The organism is Gibbsiella quercinecans (genome assembly GCF_002291425.1).
Taxonomy (GTDB): domain Bacteria; phylum Pseudomonadota; class Gammaproteobacteria; order Enterobacterales; family Enterobacteriaceae; genus Gibbsiella; species Gibbsiella quercinecans.
Genome location: NZ_CP014136.1, coordinates 3,488,600 through 3,502,326, shown reverse-complemented (window position 1 = coordinate 3,502,326; position 13,727 = coordinate 3,488,600). Strand labels below are relative to the sequence as shown.

Here is a 13,727-nt window from a genome sequence, read left to right as displayed (position 1 = left end):
GATCAAACAACCATTATGCGTATACCCCGCATTTATCACCCGCAACCGCTGGCCGCCAATACCGATATCGCGCTGAGCGACGATGCCGCCAACCACGTAGGGCGCGTACTGCGCATGGGCGTTGGCCAGGCGCTGCAACTGTTCGATGGCAGCAATTGCGTGTTCGATGCCGCCATTAGTCACGTGGATAAAAAAAATGTGCGGGTGCAGGTGGGCGCGGGCCAGCCAGAAGACCGCGAGTCGCCGCTGAACCTGCATCTTGGCCAGGTGATCTCGCGCGGTGAAAAGATGGAGTTCACCATTCAGAAATCGATCGAACTCGGCGTCAATGTGATTACCCCACTGTTTTCCGAACGTTGCGGCGTAAAACTGGACGGCGAGCGGCTGGCGAAAAAGACGCAACAGTGGCAAAAAATCGCCATTGCCGCCTGCGAACAGTGCGGCCGCAACCGCATTCCGGAAATCCGCGCGGCGATGCAACTGGAAGCCTGGTGTGCCGAGCAGGACGGTAGCCTGAAACTGAATCTGCACCCACGCGCCAACCACAGTATCAACACGCTGCCCTTGCCGGTGGATCATGTCCGCCTGCTGATTGGGCCGGAGGGCGGTTTATCCGCTGACGAAATTGCGATGACCACAGGTTACGGATTTACTGATATCCTGCTGGGGCCACGTATTCTGCGTACAGAAACCACAGCGCTCACCGCAATTACCGCTCTGCAGGTGCGTTTCGGCGATCTGGGTTAAAGGAGAAGAGAAAGAATGATCAAGCTCGGCATCGTGATGGATCCGATTTCATCCATCAACATTAAAAAAGACACCAGCTTCGCCATGCTGCTTGAAGCACAGCGCCGCGGCTGGGAGCTGCACTACATTGAGATGAACGATCTTTACCTGCACCAGGGTGAAGGCCGCGCGCGCACCCGCCTGTTGAGCGTCCAAGAAGACAAGGCAGATTGGTACAGTTTCGGCGCCGAGCAGGATCTGGCGTTACATGAGCTGGATGTGATTCTGCAGCGCAAAGACCCGCCGTTTGATACCGAATATATCTATGCCACCTATATTCTGGAGCGTGCGGAAGCCAAAGGCACGCTGGTGGTCAACAAGCCGCAAAGCCTGCGTGACTGCAACGAGAAACTGTTCACCGCCTGGTTCCCAGAGCTGACGCCGGACACACTGGTCAGCCGCAGCGCACAGCATATCCGCCAATTCCACCAGCAGCACGGCGATATCATTCTCAAACCGCTGGACGGCATGGGCGGCGCATCGATTTTCCGCGTGAAACAAGACGATCCTAACCTGTCGGTGATTATCGAAACCCTGACCGAGCACGGCAGCCGCTTCTGCATGGCGCAGAACTTCCTGCCGGCCATCAAAGACGGCGACAAACGCATCCTGATGGTGGACGGTGAGCCCGTTCCGTATTGCTTGGCGCGTATCCCTGCGCAGGGCGAAACCCGCGGCAACCTGGCGGCCGGCGGCCGCGGCGAAGCGCGCCCACTGAGCGAAAGCGATTGGGCGATCGCCCGCGCCGTTGCGCCGACGCTGAAAGAAAAGGGCCTGATCTTCGTTGGCCTGGACGTGATCGGCGATCGCCTGACCGAAATCAACGTCACCAGCCCAACCTGTGTGCGTGAGATTGAAGCTGCGTTCCCGGTTTCGATTACCGGCATGCTCATGGACGCCATCGAAAAACGTTTGGCCGCCAGGTAAAACCAACGCCAGCACGGGCGCCAACCCCGCCCGTGCTGTGCATACTGTAGGCCGCATGACTTACGGCTGCTCACTTTCAACCGGATGAGCCTTATATAACACGATGAATTTACAACACCATTTCCTGATTGCCATGCCAACCATGCAGAATCCCCGTTTCAAGCATTCGGTGATCTACCTGTGCGAGCACAACGACGATGGCGCCATGGGGTTGGTGATCAATAAACCGGTGGAGCAATTTACGGTGGAAAGCGTGTTGCATAAGTTGAAGATCGCCCCTTCCCCGCGAGATCCGGCCATAAGCCTGGACAAACCGGTGTTTGCCGGCGGGCCGCTGGCGGACGATCGCGGTTTTATTCTGCACACCCCCCGTGAAGGCTTTGCCTCTAGCATCATGATCTCTGCCGATACCATGATCACCACCTCAAAAGACGTGCTGGAAACCCTCGGCACGGCAGAGCAACCGGCCGACGTGCTGGTGGCGCTGGGCTATGCCGGTTGGGAAAAAGGCCAACTGGAACAGGAAGTGCTGGAAAATGCCTGGCTGACCATCGAAGCCGATGCCGATATCCTGTTCCACACGCCGATCGCCAGCCGCTGGCGTGAAGCGGCAAACCGCCTGGGAATAGATATCCGCAGCATCGCCAACCATGCGGGGCACGCCTGATGAGCAACCGTACTCTTATCGCCTTTGATTTCGGTACCAAAAGCATCGGCGCGGCCATCGGCCAGGAAATCACCGGCACCGCGCGAGCACTGGCAGCATTCAAAGCGCAGGACGGCACCCCGGACTGGCAGAAGATCGAGCGCCTGCTGAAAGAGTGGCAGCCGGATTTGGTGATCGTCGGCCTGCCGTTAAACATGGACGGCACCGAGCAGCCGCTGACCGCCCGCGCCCGTAAGTTTGCCAACCGCCTGCATGGCCGCTTCGGCTGCGAAGTCACGCTGCATGACGAACGCCTGAGCACCGTTGAAGCACGCGCGCACCTGTTCGATCGCGGCGGCTTCCGCGCGCTGGACAAAGGCAGCGTGGATTCGGCTTCTGCGGTGGTCATTCTGGAAAGCTGGTTTGAGCAGCATCTGGGCTAGCCTCTGCGCCCAGCAGGCCGGCCTGGATCCGCTGTCGCAGGCCCTGTTCAAAGGTTTGCATGCCCGCCTGCGCACCGGTTTGCAGCAGGCTGGCGAGCTGATGCGTTTTGCCTTCGCGGATCATACTGCTGACCGCCGCCGTGGCGGTCAGGATTTCAAACACTGCCACCCGGCCAGCGCGGTGTTGGCATAATAACCGCTGGGCGATCACCGCCTGCAGGCTGTTCGCCAGTTGGGCGCGCACGTAGGGTTTCTCATCCGCCGGGAATACGTCCACCAACCGCTCCACCGCCTGTGCCGCGCCGCGGGTATGCAACGTAGCCAACACCAGGTGGCCGGTTTCCGCGGCGGTCAACGCCAGCCGAATGGTGGCGGTATCCCGCAGCTCTCCCAGCAAAATCACATCCGGATCTTCACGCAGGGCGGCGCGCAGTGCGCCGTCAAAATCCGGCATATCCCGCCCCAGCTCACGCTGCTGAATCAGCGCGCGGCGGCTGTGGTGAATAAACTCGATGGGATCTTCCAGCGTCAGGATGTGGCGCGGCTGGTGTTGATTGATGTGATCGATCATCGCCGCCAACGTCGTCGATTTGCCGCTGCCGGTGGCGCCCGTCACCAGGATCAAACCGTCATCCCGCTGCGCCAGCGCGGCCATTATCGGCGGCGCCCGCAGCTGTTCCAGCGTGGGGCAACGCTCGGCAATACGCCGCAGGGCGATGGATACCCCCAAATGCTGCAGAAAAACGTTGGCCCGCAGCCGGCTGCCGCCGGGCAATGCCACGGCTTTGTCGAGCTGGCCTTCCTGCCGCAGGCGCCGTTGTTCGGCGGGCGTTAACAGTTGTGAACACAACGCCGCCATCGCCGTGGTGGTTAATTGCAGCGCGCCGGCCAGCGGCTGTAGCCGGCCGTCAATACGCAACATCGGCAGATGGCCGGTACAAAGGTGCAGATCAGAGGCATTATGCTTTACACTAAGGGCCACAAATTCATTGATGTCCATCTCAATCTCCTGGGTCAATAATGAGCACTATTCAACAGAATCTGCAGGATGTCAGGAGCCGTATTGCGGCCGCTGCGCAAAGCTGCGCGCGCAATCCAGCAGAAGTGACATTGCTTGCGGTAAGCAAAACCAAACCTGTGGCGGCGATCGCAGAAGCGATTTCCGCCGGCCAGCGCGCCTTTGGCGAGAACTATGTGCAGGAAGGCGTGGATAAAATTCAGCACTTTCGCCAGTTGCCGCAGGGCGCGGAGCTGGAGTGGCACTTTATCGGCCCGCTGCAATCCAATAAAAGCCGGCTGGTGGCGGAGAACTTCGCCTGGTGCCACACCGTCGATCGTCTGCGCATCGCCCAACGCCTGAGCGCACAGCGCCCGGCGGGCATGGCGCCGCTAAACGTGCTGATTCAAATAAATATCAGCGATGAATCAAGCAAATCTGGCATTGTATTGGCTGAGCTGCCGGCACTGGCGCAGGCCGTCACCGCCCTGCCTCATCTTCGGCTGCGCGGCCTGATGGCGATCCCGGCGGTAGAAACGGACTATCAGCGCCAGTTGGCGGTTTTCCAACAGATGAACGATGCGTTCCTGCAATTGAAACAGCACTACCCGCAGGTGGATACGCTATCTATGGGCATGACGGATGATATGGCGGCGGCCATTGCCGCAGGCAGTACCCTGGTGCGCATTGGCACCGCAATTTTTGGCGCCCGTGATTACTCACAGGCCTGACAGAAAAGACGAGGGATTTGATGCAGCATCGCAAGATTACCTTTATCGGCGCAGGCAATATGGCCCGTGCGATTATCGCCGGCCTGGTTGCCGGCGGCTACCCGGCTAACGCCATCAGCGTCTGCGCCCCGTCGGCGAAAAATCGGGATGCGCTGGCGGCGGAATACGGCATCAACAGCAGCGGCGACAACGCCGCCTGCGCGCGCGAAGCGCAGGTGATCGTGCTGGCGGTGAAGCCGCAGATGATGGCCGATGTCTGCAAACCACTGCAGGAACAGGTGGATTTCAGCGGCAAGCTGGTGCTTTCCATCGCGGCCGGAGTGCAGGTCAGCCGCTTTTACCAGTTGCTGGGCGATAAGCTGAGCATCGTGCGTATCATGCCCAACACCCCGTCGTTGGTGGGCAAGGGCATGAGCGGCCTGTACGCGCCGCCGCAGGTCAGCCAGGCAGATCGGGATTACACCAGCGCGCTGATGAGCGCGGTGGGAAAAGTGAGCTGGGTGGATGAAGAACAGGGCATCAATGGCGTGATTGCCGCTGCTGGCAGCGCCCCGGCCTACTTCTTCCTGTTTATGGAAGCCATGCAACAAGAAGCCGAACGTATGGGCTTTAGCAGCCAAGCGGCGCGTGAGCTGGTGCAGCAGGCCGCCGCCGGCGCCGCCGCGCTGGTTGAGGCCAACCCGGATACGCCGCTTTCCACGCTGCGTGAACAGGTGACCTCAAAAGGCGGCACCACCGCCGAAGCGCTGCGGGTGTTCAATGAACAGCAACTGCCGGCAACCGTCGCCAAAGCGATGCAGGCTGCGGTCAACCGGGCGCAGGAAATGGAAAAGCTGTTTTAACCGATAAAATAACCAACACAGCCTATCCCGCCGAGCACAAGCAAAATAGCCTACCGGGATAGGCGCTAAGGAGAAAGGCCACTACATGCTGACACTGACTTTTCTGGTCAAAACCGTTATCGATCTTTACGTGATGGTGCTCCTGCTGCGTATTTGGATGCAGTGGGCGCGCACCGATTTCTACAACCCGTTTTCACAGTTCGTGGTTAAGATCACCCAGCCGCTGGTGGGCCCGCTGCGCCGCATCATCCCGCCGCTGGGGCCGATCGACAGCGCGTCGCTGCTGCTGGCGTTCCTGTTGATGACCATCAAGTATCCGCTGTTGCTGCTGATACAGGGCGGCGCCATTGCGCTCAGCCCGTATAACCTGCTGTTTGGCCTGATCTCGCTGGTGAAGTCGGCCGGTTACCTGATCTTCTGGGTGATGATCATCCGCGCGCTGATGAGCTGGATAAGCCAGGGGCGCAACCCGCTTGATTACGTGATGTATCAACTTACCGAGCCGTTGATGGCGCCGATCCGCCGCGTGCTCCCGGCTATGGGCGGCATTGATTTTTCCGCCATGGTGGTGATCCTGATCCTCTATCTGATCAACTACCTGGGGATGGATCTGTTCGGCGAAATCTGGTTCCTGCTGTGAGTGCGGTAACCCCTCTACTGGACGGGCTGGCGCTCAGGCTATATATTCAGCCGAAAGCCAGCCGCGACCAGATTGTTGGCCTGCATGGCGACGAATTAAAAGTCGCCATCACGGCTCCGCCGGTGGACGGCCAGGCCAATGCCCATCTGATCAAGTTCATCGCCAAGCAGTTCAAAGTGGCGAAAAGCAACGTCATCATCGAGAAAGGCGATCTGGGGCGGCACAAACAGCTGCGCATTATGAACCCGCAACAGATCCCCGCTGTGGTCGCTGCACTCATCGAATAATTTTCAAGGTAGTCTCATCATGCAAAAAGTGGTTCTTGCCACCGGCAATCCCGGTAAGGTACGCGAGCTTGCCAGCCTGCTGGCCGATTTCGGCCTGGATGTGGTCGCCCAGACCGATCTGGGGGTGGAATCCGCCGAGGAAACCGGCCTGACGTTTATTGAAAACGCGATCTTGAAGGCGCGCCATGCCGCTCAGGTTACCGGCCTGCCGGCCATTGCCGACGATTCCGGCCTGGCGGTGGATGCTCTGGGCGGCGCACCGGGCATCTATTCCGCCCGCTACGCCGGCGAGGACGCCAGCGATCAACAAAACCTGGAAAAACTGCTGGCGGCGCTGAAAGACGTGCCGCCGGGCAGCCGCGGCGCGCAATTCCACTGCGTGCTGGTTTATCTGCGCCACGCGCAAGATCCAACGCCGCTGGTGTTCCACGGCAGCTGGGCCGGTGAGATTACCGCCGAACCGGCCGGCCAGGGCGGCTTTGGCTACGATCCTATTTTCTACGTTCCGGAACAGGGGCGCACCGCCGCCGAGCTGACCCGCGAAGAGAAAAGCGCCGTGTCGCACCGTGGCAAGGCGTTAACCCTGATGCTGGAAGCCCTGCGTAATGCCAAGTAATGCCCTGCACCTGCCGCCGCTCAGCCTGTATATCCATATTCCCTGGTGCGTGCAAAAATGCCCGTACTGCGATTTCAACTCGCACGCCCTGAAAGGCGAGGTGCCGCACCGGGAATATGTCGATCATCTGCTGGCGGACCTGAGCGCCGATCTGCCGCTAACCAGCGGCCGCGGCGTCAGCACCATTTTTATCGGCGGCGGCACGCCAAGCCTGCTGTCGGCCGATGCGATGCAGGCATTGCTGGATGGCGTGCGTGCGCGCATCCCGGTGGCGGCCGATGCCGAGATCACCATGGAGGCCAACCCCGGCACCGTCGAGGCCGATCGCTTCAGCGGCTACCAACAGGCCGGGGTGAACCGCATTTCGATTGGGGTGCAAAGCTTCAGCGCAGAGAAATTAACGCGCCTGGGGCGCATTCACGGCCCGGAAGAGGCCCGGCGCGCCGCCCGGTTAGCCACTGGGCTGGGGCTGCGCAGCTTTAACCTTGATCTGATGCACGGCCTGCCAGACCAATCGTTGGAAGAAGCGCTGGACGACCTGCGCCAGGCCATTGCCCTCAACCCGCCGCACTTGTCCTGGTATCAGTTGACCATCGAACCCAACACGCTGTTCAGCTCGCGCCCGCCGGTGCTGCCGGACGACGACGCACTGTGGGATATCTTCCAGCAGGGGCATGCGCTGCTGAGCGCCGCCGGCTATCAGCAATATGAAACCTCGGCCTATGCCAAGCCGGGCTACCAGTGCCAGCACAACCTCAACTACTGGCGCTTTGGCGACTACCTGGGAATTGGCTGCGGCGCCCACGGTAAACTGACCTTCAGCGACGGGCGCATTCTGCGCACCATCAAGACCAAGCATCCACGCGGCTTTATGCGCGGGGACTATATGGCCAGGCAGTATGACGTGTGCGCCGAGGAACGGCCGTTTGAATTCTTCATGAACCGTTTTCGGCTGCTGGAAGCAGCACCGCGCGCCGATTTTTGCCATTACACCGGGTTAGCGGAAAGCGTGATCCGCCCGCAGTTGGATGAAGCGCTGGCCAAGGGCTATCTGATTGAAACGCCAGAGCACTGGCAAATTACCGAGAAAGGCAAACTGTTCCTCAATTCGCTGTTGGAACTGTTTTTGGCGGATGAATAACGTCGGCAGGGGAAGCCCCCTGCCCGTTAACGATAATGCGGTTATTTCAAGACGTTGAGCAAATCTTTACGCTGGTTTTCCAGGGCGATGACGCGGTTGCACACATCGCGGCCAAAATTCTGAAAATCCTGCTCCTGGTTGTTCCACTCGTTTTGGATGGCCTGCTGCAGCCCGCCCAGGTTGCCCATAATCGCCTGCAGCGGGTTGCCGTTGCTGTTGGCCACCTGCTTCACCCCCATCTCATTCAGGCTGTCTTGCAACACGCCGCCCATGCTTTGCTGCACGATATTGCGGCCGTCCTGTTCCACCTGATCGATCGCCTTATGATGAAAGGCCAGACCATCGCTACGGTGTTCGATAATGCGCCCCATCTGCTGTTTAAGCTGATCGTTAAGGGTGCTCAGGCGGTTGCGCACGTTGCTGCCGCTGCCCAACTGTTCGACAATCACGCGATCCAACGCCACCCGCGCCTTTTCCAGATGCTGGGTGGCGCCGCGATCGATCCACGGCAGATCTTTGCGCAGTGCGCTTTGGTAGCTGAACGCCTTTTGGCGCTGGGTGTCGTCCAGGCTGAGCGTTTTGCCATTGCGGATCACATCGCCATCCGGTGAGATTTGCAGATCGCCGCCGGCGCCGACCACCTGGACGTTATGCGGGCTGATAATCACATCATCCTGGGGCTTTACGCTGCACTGATAAGCGGCATGCGCCTGCCCGACCACCAGCAGCAATAAGGCTAACCCGGTTTTCTTTAACATATCGTCTTCTGACTCCCTTCCGAGGTGGCACTAAAAAATTGAACGGTTGATTCGTTCAGACAACAACTCCAGCGCCGCAGTTCCCGCCAGCGAGTTACCGGAAGGATCCAGCTCCGGCGACCATACCGCAATCGCCATCTCCTCCGGCACGATGGCGATAATGCCGCCGCCCACGCCAGACTTGCCCGGCATCCCAACGCGGTAGGCGAATTCGCCGGCGCCGTCGTACATGCCGCTGGTCATCATCAGGGCGTTAATCTGGCGCGATTGCAGCGGGCTAATCACCGCATTGCCCTGCAAATCGCGGCCGTGGTTAGCCAGATAGATAAAGCAGCGCGCCAGTTCGACGCAGCTCATGCGCAGCGCGCAGTAATGAAAATAAGTGCGTAAAACGGTGAGCACATCGTTTTCAAAGTTGCCGAACGACTTCATCAGATAGGCAATCGCGGCATTGCGGTCGGAATGCTCAAACTCCGAACGCGCCACGCGCGCGTCGTAGGCCAGATCGTCTTCACAGGCGAGTTGACGCACCACTTCCAGCATCCGCTGTTTCGGCGCGCTGAGCCGGGTTTGCAGCATGTCGCAGACCACCAACGCCCCCGGGTTGATAAACGGATTGCGCGGCTTGCCCTGCTCCATCTCCAACTGCAACAGCGAATTGAACGGCAGGCCGGAAGGCTCTTTCCCCACCCGCTGCCAGATTTCGCTTTCCTGGTAGCGCGTCAGCGCCAGCGTCAGGCTAAGCACCTTGGAAATCGACTGAATTGAAAAGCGCTCGCCGGCGTCGCCGGCTTGAAACATGTCGCCGTTAACGGTACACACGGCGATGCCCAGCCGATCGGCCGGGACTTCGGCCAGCGCCGGGATATAGCCCGCCACCTTGCCTTTGCCAATCAACGGGCGAACCTGTTGCAGGATCTCATCCAGCAACGCGTTGTTTAATGCTGTAACCACCCCGCCACTCCACACATCGCAAACAGGCACCCGGCCATCCTATCAAAAACAGGCTGGGCGCCCAGTCTGCCGCGCCGGCGCTATATCGGGGCGCTTTGCGCCCCGCGCCAGGCAATATCAATCCCACCAAATATCGAACAAATCGCTGACTTTAACCTCAACCAGGCCACGCGCTTCCAGCCAGTTTTTCACCAGTTCGCGATGCTGCTCGGTGCAATGGCCGATTTGCTGCAGGCAGATCAGCCCTTCCCAGCGCAGGTAACCGCTGCCGTCAAAGGCCAGGCTATTGGGTTCGATCACGTCGTCAATAAACGCATCCAGCGTGCTGTCGATATCCTCAACGCTGGTGCCGGGCGCAAAGCTCCAGGCAACAGAGAAACCCAGCTCTTGAAACTCATCAATGTGTAACTTCTTGCGTAAACGACGACTGCGGTTCTTAGCCATTATGCTCTCCTCTCAAACATCAAATCCCAAACGCCATGCCCCAGACGTTGGCCACGTAATTCAAATTTGGTTAACGGCCGTGAATCCGGCCGCGGTACGTAATCATTATCGGCCGAAAGGTTACGGTACGCCGCGACGCCGTGCATAACCTCCAGCATATGTTCCGCGTAGGGCTGCCAATCGGTCGCCATATGGAATACGCCGCCGACTTTCAGCTTGCGCAGCACCAGTTCCACAAACGGCGTCTGCACGATACGGCGCTTGTTGTGACGCGCTTTATGCCAGGGATCCGGGAAAAACAGCTGCACCATATCCAGCGAGCCGTCCGGGATCATGTTTTCCAGCACTTCCACCGCGTCATGGCACATCACGCGCAGGTTGCCGAGGCCCGCTTCATGGGCGTCGGCCAGGCAGGCGCCCACGCCCGGGGAATGGACTTCAATCCCCAGGAAGTTCTGCTGCGGGTTATTACTCGCCATCGTGACCAGCGAAGCCCCCATGCCAAAGCCGATTTCCAGCACCACCGGCGCTTCGCGCCCGAACAGCGCCGCCAGATCGACCGGTTCAGTCTGATATTCCACGCCCATCACCGGCCAATAGTTATCCAGCGCGTGCTGCTGGCCTTTGGTTAACCGCCCCTGGCGGCGGACAAAACTGCGGATACGGCGCATTGGGCGGCCGTTCTCATCAAATTCCGGGGATATGACGTCATTAATCATCGTGTTTTCTGTCTGTTTGGCTGCCAATGAAGGAAACGCGCATTATGCAAAGATACAAAAACAATACAACCTACTTATTGGTTAACGGCATGGTTGCGCCGATAAAGTTGCCGCTTGCGGCAGCCGGACTGCCAGCGTAGGAAAGTTCCGGTTTACAGCCCACTGACTCTATGCTGCAATCGCGCTTTAATTTAATTTGTCAGCCGAACACGAAACCCACTTATGATGCAAGCACAGCAGTTCTCGCACCTGGTGCTTGAATGGTATCAACGCTGCGGCCGTAAAACGCTGCCGTGGCAACTGGATAAAACGCCTTATCAGGTATGGCTCTCTGAGGTGATGCTGCAACAAACCCAGGTGGCCACCGTTATTCCCTATTTCCAGCGTTTTATGGCCCACTTCCCCAACGTGCGCGCCTTGGCTGAAGCACCGCTGGACGAAGTGCTGCACCTGTGGACCGGGCTTGGCTACTACGCGCGGGCCAGAAATTTGCATAAGGCAGCGCAAACTATTGTGGCACAGCACGGCGGTGAATTCCCGACCAGCTTTGAAGAAATTGCCGCGCTGCCCGGCATCGGCCGCTCAACGGCCGGCGCCATCCTGTCTTTATCGCTTGGGCAGCATTATCCGATCCTCGACGGCAACGTAAAACGCGTGCTGGCGCGCTGCTACGCGGTGGAAGGCTGGCCAGGAAAAAAAGAGGTGGAAAACCGCCTGTGGCAAATCAGCACCGACGTCACCCCGGCGCAGGGCGTTGGCCAGTTCAACCAGGCGATGATGGATCTGGGCGCGATGGTGTGCACCCGCTCCCGCCCCAAATGCGAACTGTGCCCGCTCAATACCGGCTGCATGGCCTACGCTAATCATAGCTGGGCAAAATACCCAGGCAAGAAACCCAAGCAGACGCTGCCGGAAAAAACCGCCTACTTTTTACTGTTGCAGCACGGCGATCGCGTATGGCTGGAACAGCGCCCCGCCGTTGGCCTGTGGGGCGGCCTGTTTTGCTTCCCGCAGTTCGCCGCCGAGGCCGATTTGGAACTCTGGCTGCAACAACGTGGTCTGAAAGGCAGCCGTTTGGTACAGCTCAACGCATTTCGCCATACCTTCAGCCATTTCCACCTGGATATTGTGCCTATGTGGCAGCCGCTCGATAAGCCAGGCTGCGGCATGGATGAGGGCAACGGTCTCTGGTATAACTTAGCGCAGCCGCCATCGGTTGGGCTCGCCGCGCCGGTAGAGCGCCTGCTATTGCAGTTGGCAAAGCACCCGATCCAACACAGTTTATTTGGTAACAGCGCCATTGATGAGGAATTAGCATGAGCAGAACCATCTTTTGTACTTACCTGCAGCGGGAAGCCGAAGGCCAGGACTTTCAACTCTATCCGGGTGAAATCGGCAAACGCATTTTTAACGAAATCTCGAAAGAAGCCTGGGCAGAATGGATGAAAAAACAAACCATGCTGATTAACGAGAAAAAGCTGAGCATGATGAACCCGGAGGATCGCAAGCTTCTGGAAGGCGAGATGACCAAATTCCTGTTTGAAGGGCACGACGTCCACATCGAAGGCTACACGCCACCGAGCGAATAGGCGTTTCGGGGCCTGGCGCTGGCCCCTGAATATATTTATATAATTCATCATGATACGGCTTAAGATGAAGAAAATTTTAGCTTTGCTAGTGATAGCACCCTTACTGATTTCCTGTTCCGGTAAAAAAAGCGATGAGTACAACGAAGCCTGGGTGAAAGACACCAACGCCTTCGACATCCTGATGGGCCAGTTTGCCCATAACATTGAGAATATTTGGGGGCTGAACGAGGTTCTGATCGCCGGGCCAAAAGATTACGTAAAATATACCGATCAGTACCTGACGCGTAGCCACATCAACTTTGATGCCGGTACCATTACGTTCGAGACCATCTCGCCAACCGATCCGGCCGCCAGCCTGCGCAAGGCGATTATCACCACCCTGCTGATGGGCGACGATCCGGGCTCGGTGGATCTCTATTCCGATGCCAATGATATCCAGATCAGTAAAGAGCCGTTCCTGTACGGCCAGGTGCTGGATAACAATGGCCAGCCGATCCGCTGGGAATGGCGCGCTGCGCACTTTGCCGATTATCTGGTGCAGACCAAGCTGCAAAGGCGCAACTCCGGCTTGCATGTGATTTACTCCGTGACAATCCAACTGGTGCCAAACCACCTGGATAAACGAGCGCACAAATACCTGCCGATGGTGCGCAAGGCATCGGAAAAATACGGCGTGGAAGAATCGCTGATCCTGGCCATCATGCAGACAGAATCCAGCTTCAACCCCTATGCGGTGAGCGGATCTGACGCGCTCGGCCTGATGCAGGTGGTGCAACACACCGCCGGTAAGGATGTGTTTAAACTGCGCGGGAAATGGGGCACGCCAAGCCGTAGCTACCTGTTCGATCCGGAAAACAACATCGATACCGGCACCGCCTATCTGGCGCTGCTGCAGGGCACCTATCTGGGCGGCATTCAGAACCCGACGTCGCGCCGCTACGCGGTGATCACCGCCTATAACGGCGGCGCCGGCAGCGTGTTACGGGTGTTCTCCAGCGATCGTTCGCGTGCCGTTGATATTATCAACAGTATGCAGCCTGGCGATGTGTACCTGACGCTGACCACCAAGCACCCGGCGGCTGAATCGCGCCGTTATCTGGTGAAGGTTAACACCGCCCAGAAAAGCTACCGCCGCAAATAGCGCCAACGGGGCCAATCGCTTTGATTGGCCCCTAAAACAGTAAGGGCCGGTTTATCGCCGGCCCTT

Annotated in this window: 18 protein-coding genes; 13 read left to right on the top strand and 5 right to left on the bottom strand. The window is 58.6% G+C overall.

What is annotated here, in order from left to right:
- The first annotated feature begins 15 nt into the window (after positions 1 to 15).
- From rsmE to ruvX, 4 genes are all read left to right on the top strand, one after another.
- On the top strand, positions 16 to 747 hold the full coding sequence (rsmE, locus tag ACN28Q_RS16185) for a 16S rRNA (uracil(1498)-N(3))-methyltransferase (protein WP_095847278.1): 732 nt from the start codon (positions 16 to 18) through the stop codon (positions 745 to 747).
- A gap of 15 nt (positions 748 to 762) precedes the next feature.
- Complete coding sequence (gene gshB, locus ACN28Q_RS16180; protein WP_095847277.1) at positions 763 to 1,713, top strand: glutathione synthase; 951 nt, start codon at positions 763 to 765, stop codon at positions 1,711 to 1,713.
- A gap of 103 nt (positions 1,714 to 1,816) precedes the next feature.
- Complete coding sequence (locus ACN28Q_RS16175) at positions 1,817 to 2,380, top strand: YqgE/AlgH family protein (protein ID WP_095847276.1); 564 nt, start codon at positions 1,817 to 1,819, stop codon at positions 2,378 to 2,380.
- On the top strand, positions 2,380 to 2,802 hold the full coding sequence (ruvX, locus tag ACN28Q_RS16170; RefSeq protein WP_095847275.1) for a Holliday junction resolvase RuvX: 423 nt from the start codon (positions 2,380 to 2,382) through the stop codon (positions 2,800 to 2,802). Before ACN28Q_RS16175 ends, ruvX begins: the two co-directional genes overlap by 1 nt.
- On the opposite strand, the gene ACN28Q_RS16165 is transcribed toward ruvX, so the two are convergent.
- The gene (locus ACN28Q_RS16165; RefSeq protein ID WP_095847274.1) at positions 2,765 to 3,802 is read right to left on the bottom strand and encodes a type IV pilus twitching motility protein PilT; all 1,038 of its coding nucleotides are present in this window, start codon (positions 3,800 to 3,802) and stop codon (positions 2,765 to 2,767) included. The two genes, ruvX and ACN28Q_RS16165, sit on opposite strands and share 38 nt — an antisense overlap.
- A gap of 20 nt (positions 3,803 to 3,822) precedes the next feature.
- On the opposite strand from ACN28Q_RS16165, the gene ACN28Q_RS16160 reads away from it, so the two are divergent.
- From ACN28Q_RS16160 to hemW, 6 genes are all read left to right on the top strand, one after another.
- Positions 3,823 to 4,530, top strand: a complete 708-nt coding sequence (locus ACN28Q_RS16160) for a YggS family pyridoxal phosphate-dependent enzyme (protein WP_095847273.1) — start codon at positions 3,823 to 3,825, stop codon at positions 4,528 to 4,530.
- A gap of 20 nt (positions 4,531 to 4,550) precedes the next feature.
- The gene (gene proC / locus ACN28Q_RS16155; RefSeq protein WP_095847272.1) at positions 4,551 to 5,372 is read left to right on the top strand and encodes a pyrroline-5-carboxylate reductase; all 822 of its coding nucleotides are present in this window, start codon (positions 4,551 to 4,553) and stop codon (positions 5,370 to 5,372) included.
- Between the two features lie 85 nt (positions 5,373 to 5,457).
- Positions 5,458 to 6,012 carry a YggT family protein gene (locus ACN28Q_RS16150; RefSeq protein WP_095847271.1) on the top strand — a complete coding sequence of 185 codons (555 nt, stop codon included), beginning with the start codon at positions 5,458 to 5,460 and terminating at the stop codon, positions 6,010 to 6,012.
- Positions 6,009 to 6,299, top strand: coding sequence for a DUF167 family protein YggU (yggU, locus tag ACN28Q_RS16145; RefSeq protein WP_095847270.1), 291 nt, complete (start codon positions 6,009 to 6,011; stop codon positions 6,297 to 6,299). Before ACN28Q_RS16150 ends, yggU begins: the two co-directional genes overlap by 4 nt.
- 19 nt (positions 6,300 to 6,318) lie before the next feature.
- A complete protein-coding gene (locus ACN28Q_RS16140; protein WP_095847269.1) occupies positions 6,319 to 6,915 on the top strand; it encodes an XTP/dITP diphosphatase in 597 nt (198 codons plus the stop codon).
- Positions 6,905 to 8,056, top strand: a complete 1,152-nt coding sequence (gene hemW / locus ACN28Q_RS16135) for a radical SAM family heme chaperone HemW (RefSeq protein WP_095847268.1) — start codon at positions 6,905 to 6,907, stop codon at positions 8,054 to 8,056. Before ACN28Q_RS16140 ends, hemW begins: the two co-directional genes overlap by 11 nt.
- Positions 8,057 to 8,097: 41 nt before the next feature.
- Here hemW and ACN28Q_RS16130 read toward each other — a convergent pair whose 3' ends face one another.
- From ACN28Q_RS16130 to trmB, 4 genes are all read right to left on the bottom strand, one after another.
- Positions 8,098 to 8,814: a YggN family protein gene (locus ACN28Q_RS16130; RefSeq protein WP_095847267.1), complete on the bottom strand. Its 717-nt coding sequence runs from the start codon at positions 8,812 to 8,814 to the stop codon at positions 8,098 to 8,100.
- 30 nt (positions 8,815 to 8,844) lie between these two features.
- Positions 8,845 to 9,768 (bottom strand): glutaminase B, encoded by a 924-nt coding sequence (gene glsB, locus ACN28Q_RS16125; RefSeq protein WP_095847266.1) that lies wholly within the window; start codon positions 9,766 to 9,768, stop codon positions 8,845 to 8,847.
- A gap of 117 nt (positions 9,769 to 9,885) precedes the next feature.
- Positions 9,886 to 10,212: a YggL family protein gene (locus tag ACN28Q_RS16120; protein ID WP_095847265.1), complete on the bottom strand. Its 327-nt coding sequence runs from the start codon at positions 10,210 to 10,212 to the stop codon at positions 9,886 to 9,888.
- Positions 10,212 to 10,931 carry a tRNA (guanosine(46)-N7)-methyltransferase TrmB gene (trmB, locus tag ACN28Q_RS16115; protein ID WP_095847264.1) on the bottom strand — a complete coding sequence of 240 codons (720 nt, stop codon included), beginning with the start codon at positions 10,929 to 10,931 and terminating at the stop codon, positions 10,212 to 10,214. The genes ACN28Q_RS16120 and trmB overlap by 1 nt, the downstream gene beginning before the upstream one ends.
- A 222-nt stretch (positions 10,932 to 11,153) precedes the next feature.
- On the opposite strand from trmB, the gene mutY reads away from it, so the two are divergent.
- From mutY to mltC, 3 genes are all read left to right on the top strand, one after another.
- Complete coding sequence (mutY, locus tag ACN28Q_RS16110) at positions 11,154 to 12,251, top strand: A/G-specific adenine glycosylase (RefSeq protein WP_165907114.1); 1,098 nt, start codon at positions 11,154 to 11,156, stop codon at positions 12,249 to 12,251.
- On the top strand, positions 12,248 to 12,520 hold the full coding sequence (locus ACN28Q_RS16105) for an oxidative damage protection protein (RefSeq protein WP_095847263.1): 273 nt from the start codon (positions 12,248 to 12,250) through the stop codon (positions 12,518 to 12,520). Before mutY ends, ACN28Q_RS16105 begins: the two co-directional genes overlap by 4 nt.
- A 64-nt stretch (positions 12,521 to 12,584) precedes the next feature.
- Positions 12,585 to 13,661: a membrane-bound lytic murein transglycosylase MltC gene (mltC, locus tag ACN28Q_RS16100; protein WP_095847262.1), complete on the top strand. Its 1,077-nt coding sequence runs from the start codon at positions 12,585 to 12,587 to the stop codon at positions 13,659 to 13,661.
- Positions 13,662 to 13,727: the final 66 nt, after the last annotated feature.

Excerpts from the sequence above, each read along its gene's own strand:
- trmB (WP_095847264.1), bottom strand. The coding sequence starts at position 10,931 with ATGATTAATGACGTCATATCCCCGGAATTTGATGAGAACGGCCGCCCA.
- ACN28Q_RS16130 (WP_095847267.1), bottom strand. The coding sequence starts at position 8,814 with ATGTTAAAGAAAACCGGGTTAGCCTTATTGCTGCTGGTGGTCGGGCAG.
- ruvX (WP_095847275.1), top strand. The coding sequence starts at position 2,380 with ATGAGCAACCGTACTCTTATCGCCTTTGATTTCGGTACCAAAAGCATC.
- ACN28Q_RS16150 (WP_095847271.1), top strand. The coding sequence starts at position 5,458 with ATGCTGACACTGACTTTTCTGGTCAAAACCGTTATCGATCTTTACGTG.
- mutY (WP_165907114.1), top strand. The coding sequence starts at position 11,154 with ATGATGCAAGCACAGCAGTTCTCGCACCTGGTGCTTGAATGGTATCAA.
- ACN28Q_RS16120 (WP_095847265.1), bottom strand. The coding sequence starts at position 10,212 with ATGGCTAAGAACCGCAGTCGTCGTTTACGCAAGAAGTTACACATTGAT.
- ACN28Q_RS16175 (WP_095847276.1), top strand. The coding sequence starts at position 1,817 with ATGAATTTACAACACCATTTCCTGATTGCCATGCCAACCATGCAGAAT.
- hemW (WP_095847268.1), top strand. The coding sequence starts at position 6,905 with ATGCCAAGTAATGCCCTGCACCTGCCGCCGCTCAGCCTGTATATCCAT.
- proC (WP_095847272.1), top strand. The coding sequence starts at position 4,551 with ATGCAGCATCGCAAGATTACCTTTATCGGCGCAGGCAATATGGCCCGT.
- rsmE (WP_095847278.1), top strand. The coding sequence starts at position 16 with ATGCGTATACCCCGCATTTATCACCCGCAACCGCTGGCCGCCAATACC.
- ACN28Q_RS16140 (WP_095847269.1), top strand. The coding sequence starts at position 6,319 with ATGCAAAAAGTGGTTCTTGCCACCGGCAATCCCGGTAAGGTACGCGAG.
- gshB (WP_095847277.1), top strand. The coding sequence starts at position 763 with ATGATCAAGCTCGGCATCGTGATGGATCCGATTTCATCCATCAACATT.
- ACN28Q_RS16160 (WP_095847273.1), top strand. The coding sequence starts at position 3,823 with ATGAGCACTATTCAACAGAATCTGCAGGATGTCAGGAGCCGTATTGCG.
- mltC (WP_095847262.1), top strand. The coding sequence starts at position 12,585 with ATGAAGAAAATTTTAGCTTTGCTAGTGATAGCACCCTTACTGATTTCC.
- ACN28Q_RS16165 (WP_095847274.1), bottom strand. The coding sequence starts at position 3,802 with ATGGACATCAATGAATTTGTGGCCCTTAGTGTAAAGCATAATGCCTCT.
- ACN28Q_RS16105 (WP_095847263.1), top strand. The coding sequence starts at position 12,248 with ATGAGCAGAACCATCTTTTGTACTTACCTGCAGCGGGAAGCCGAAGGC.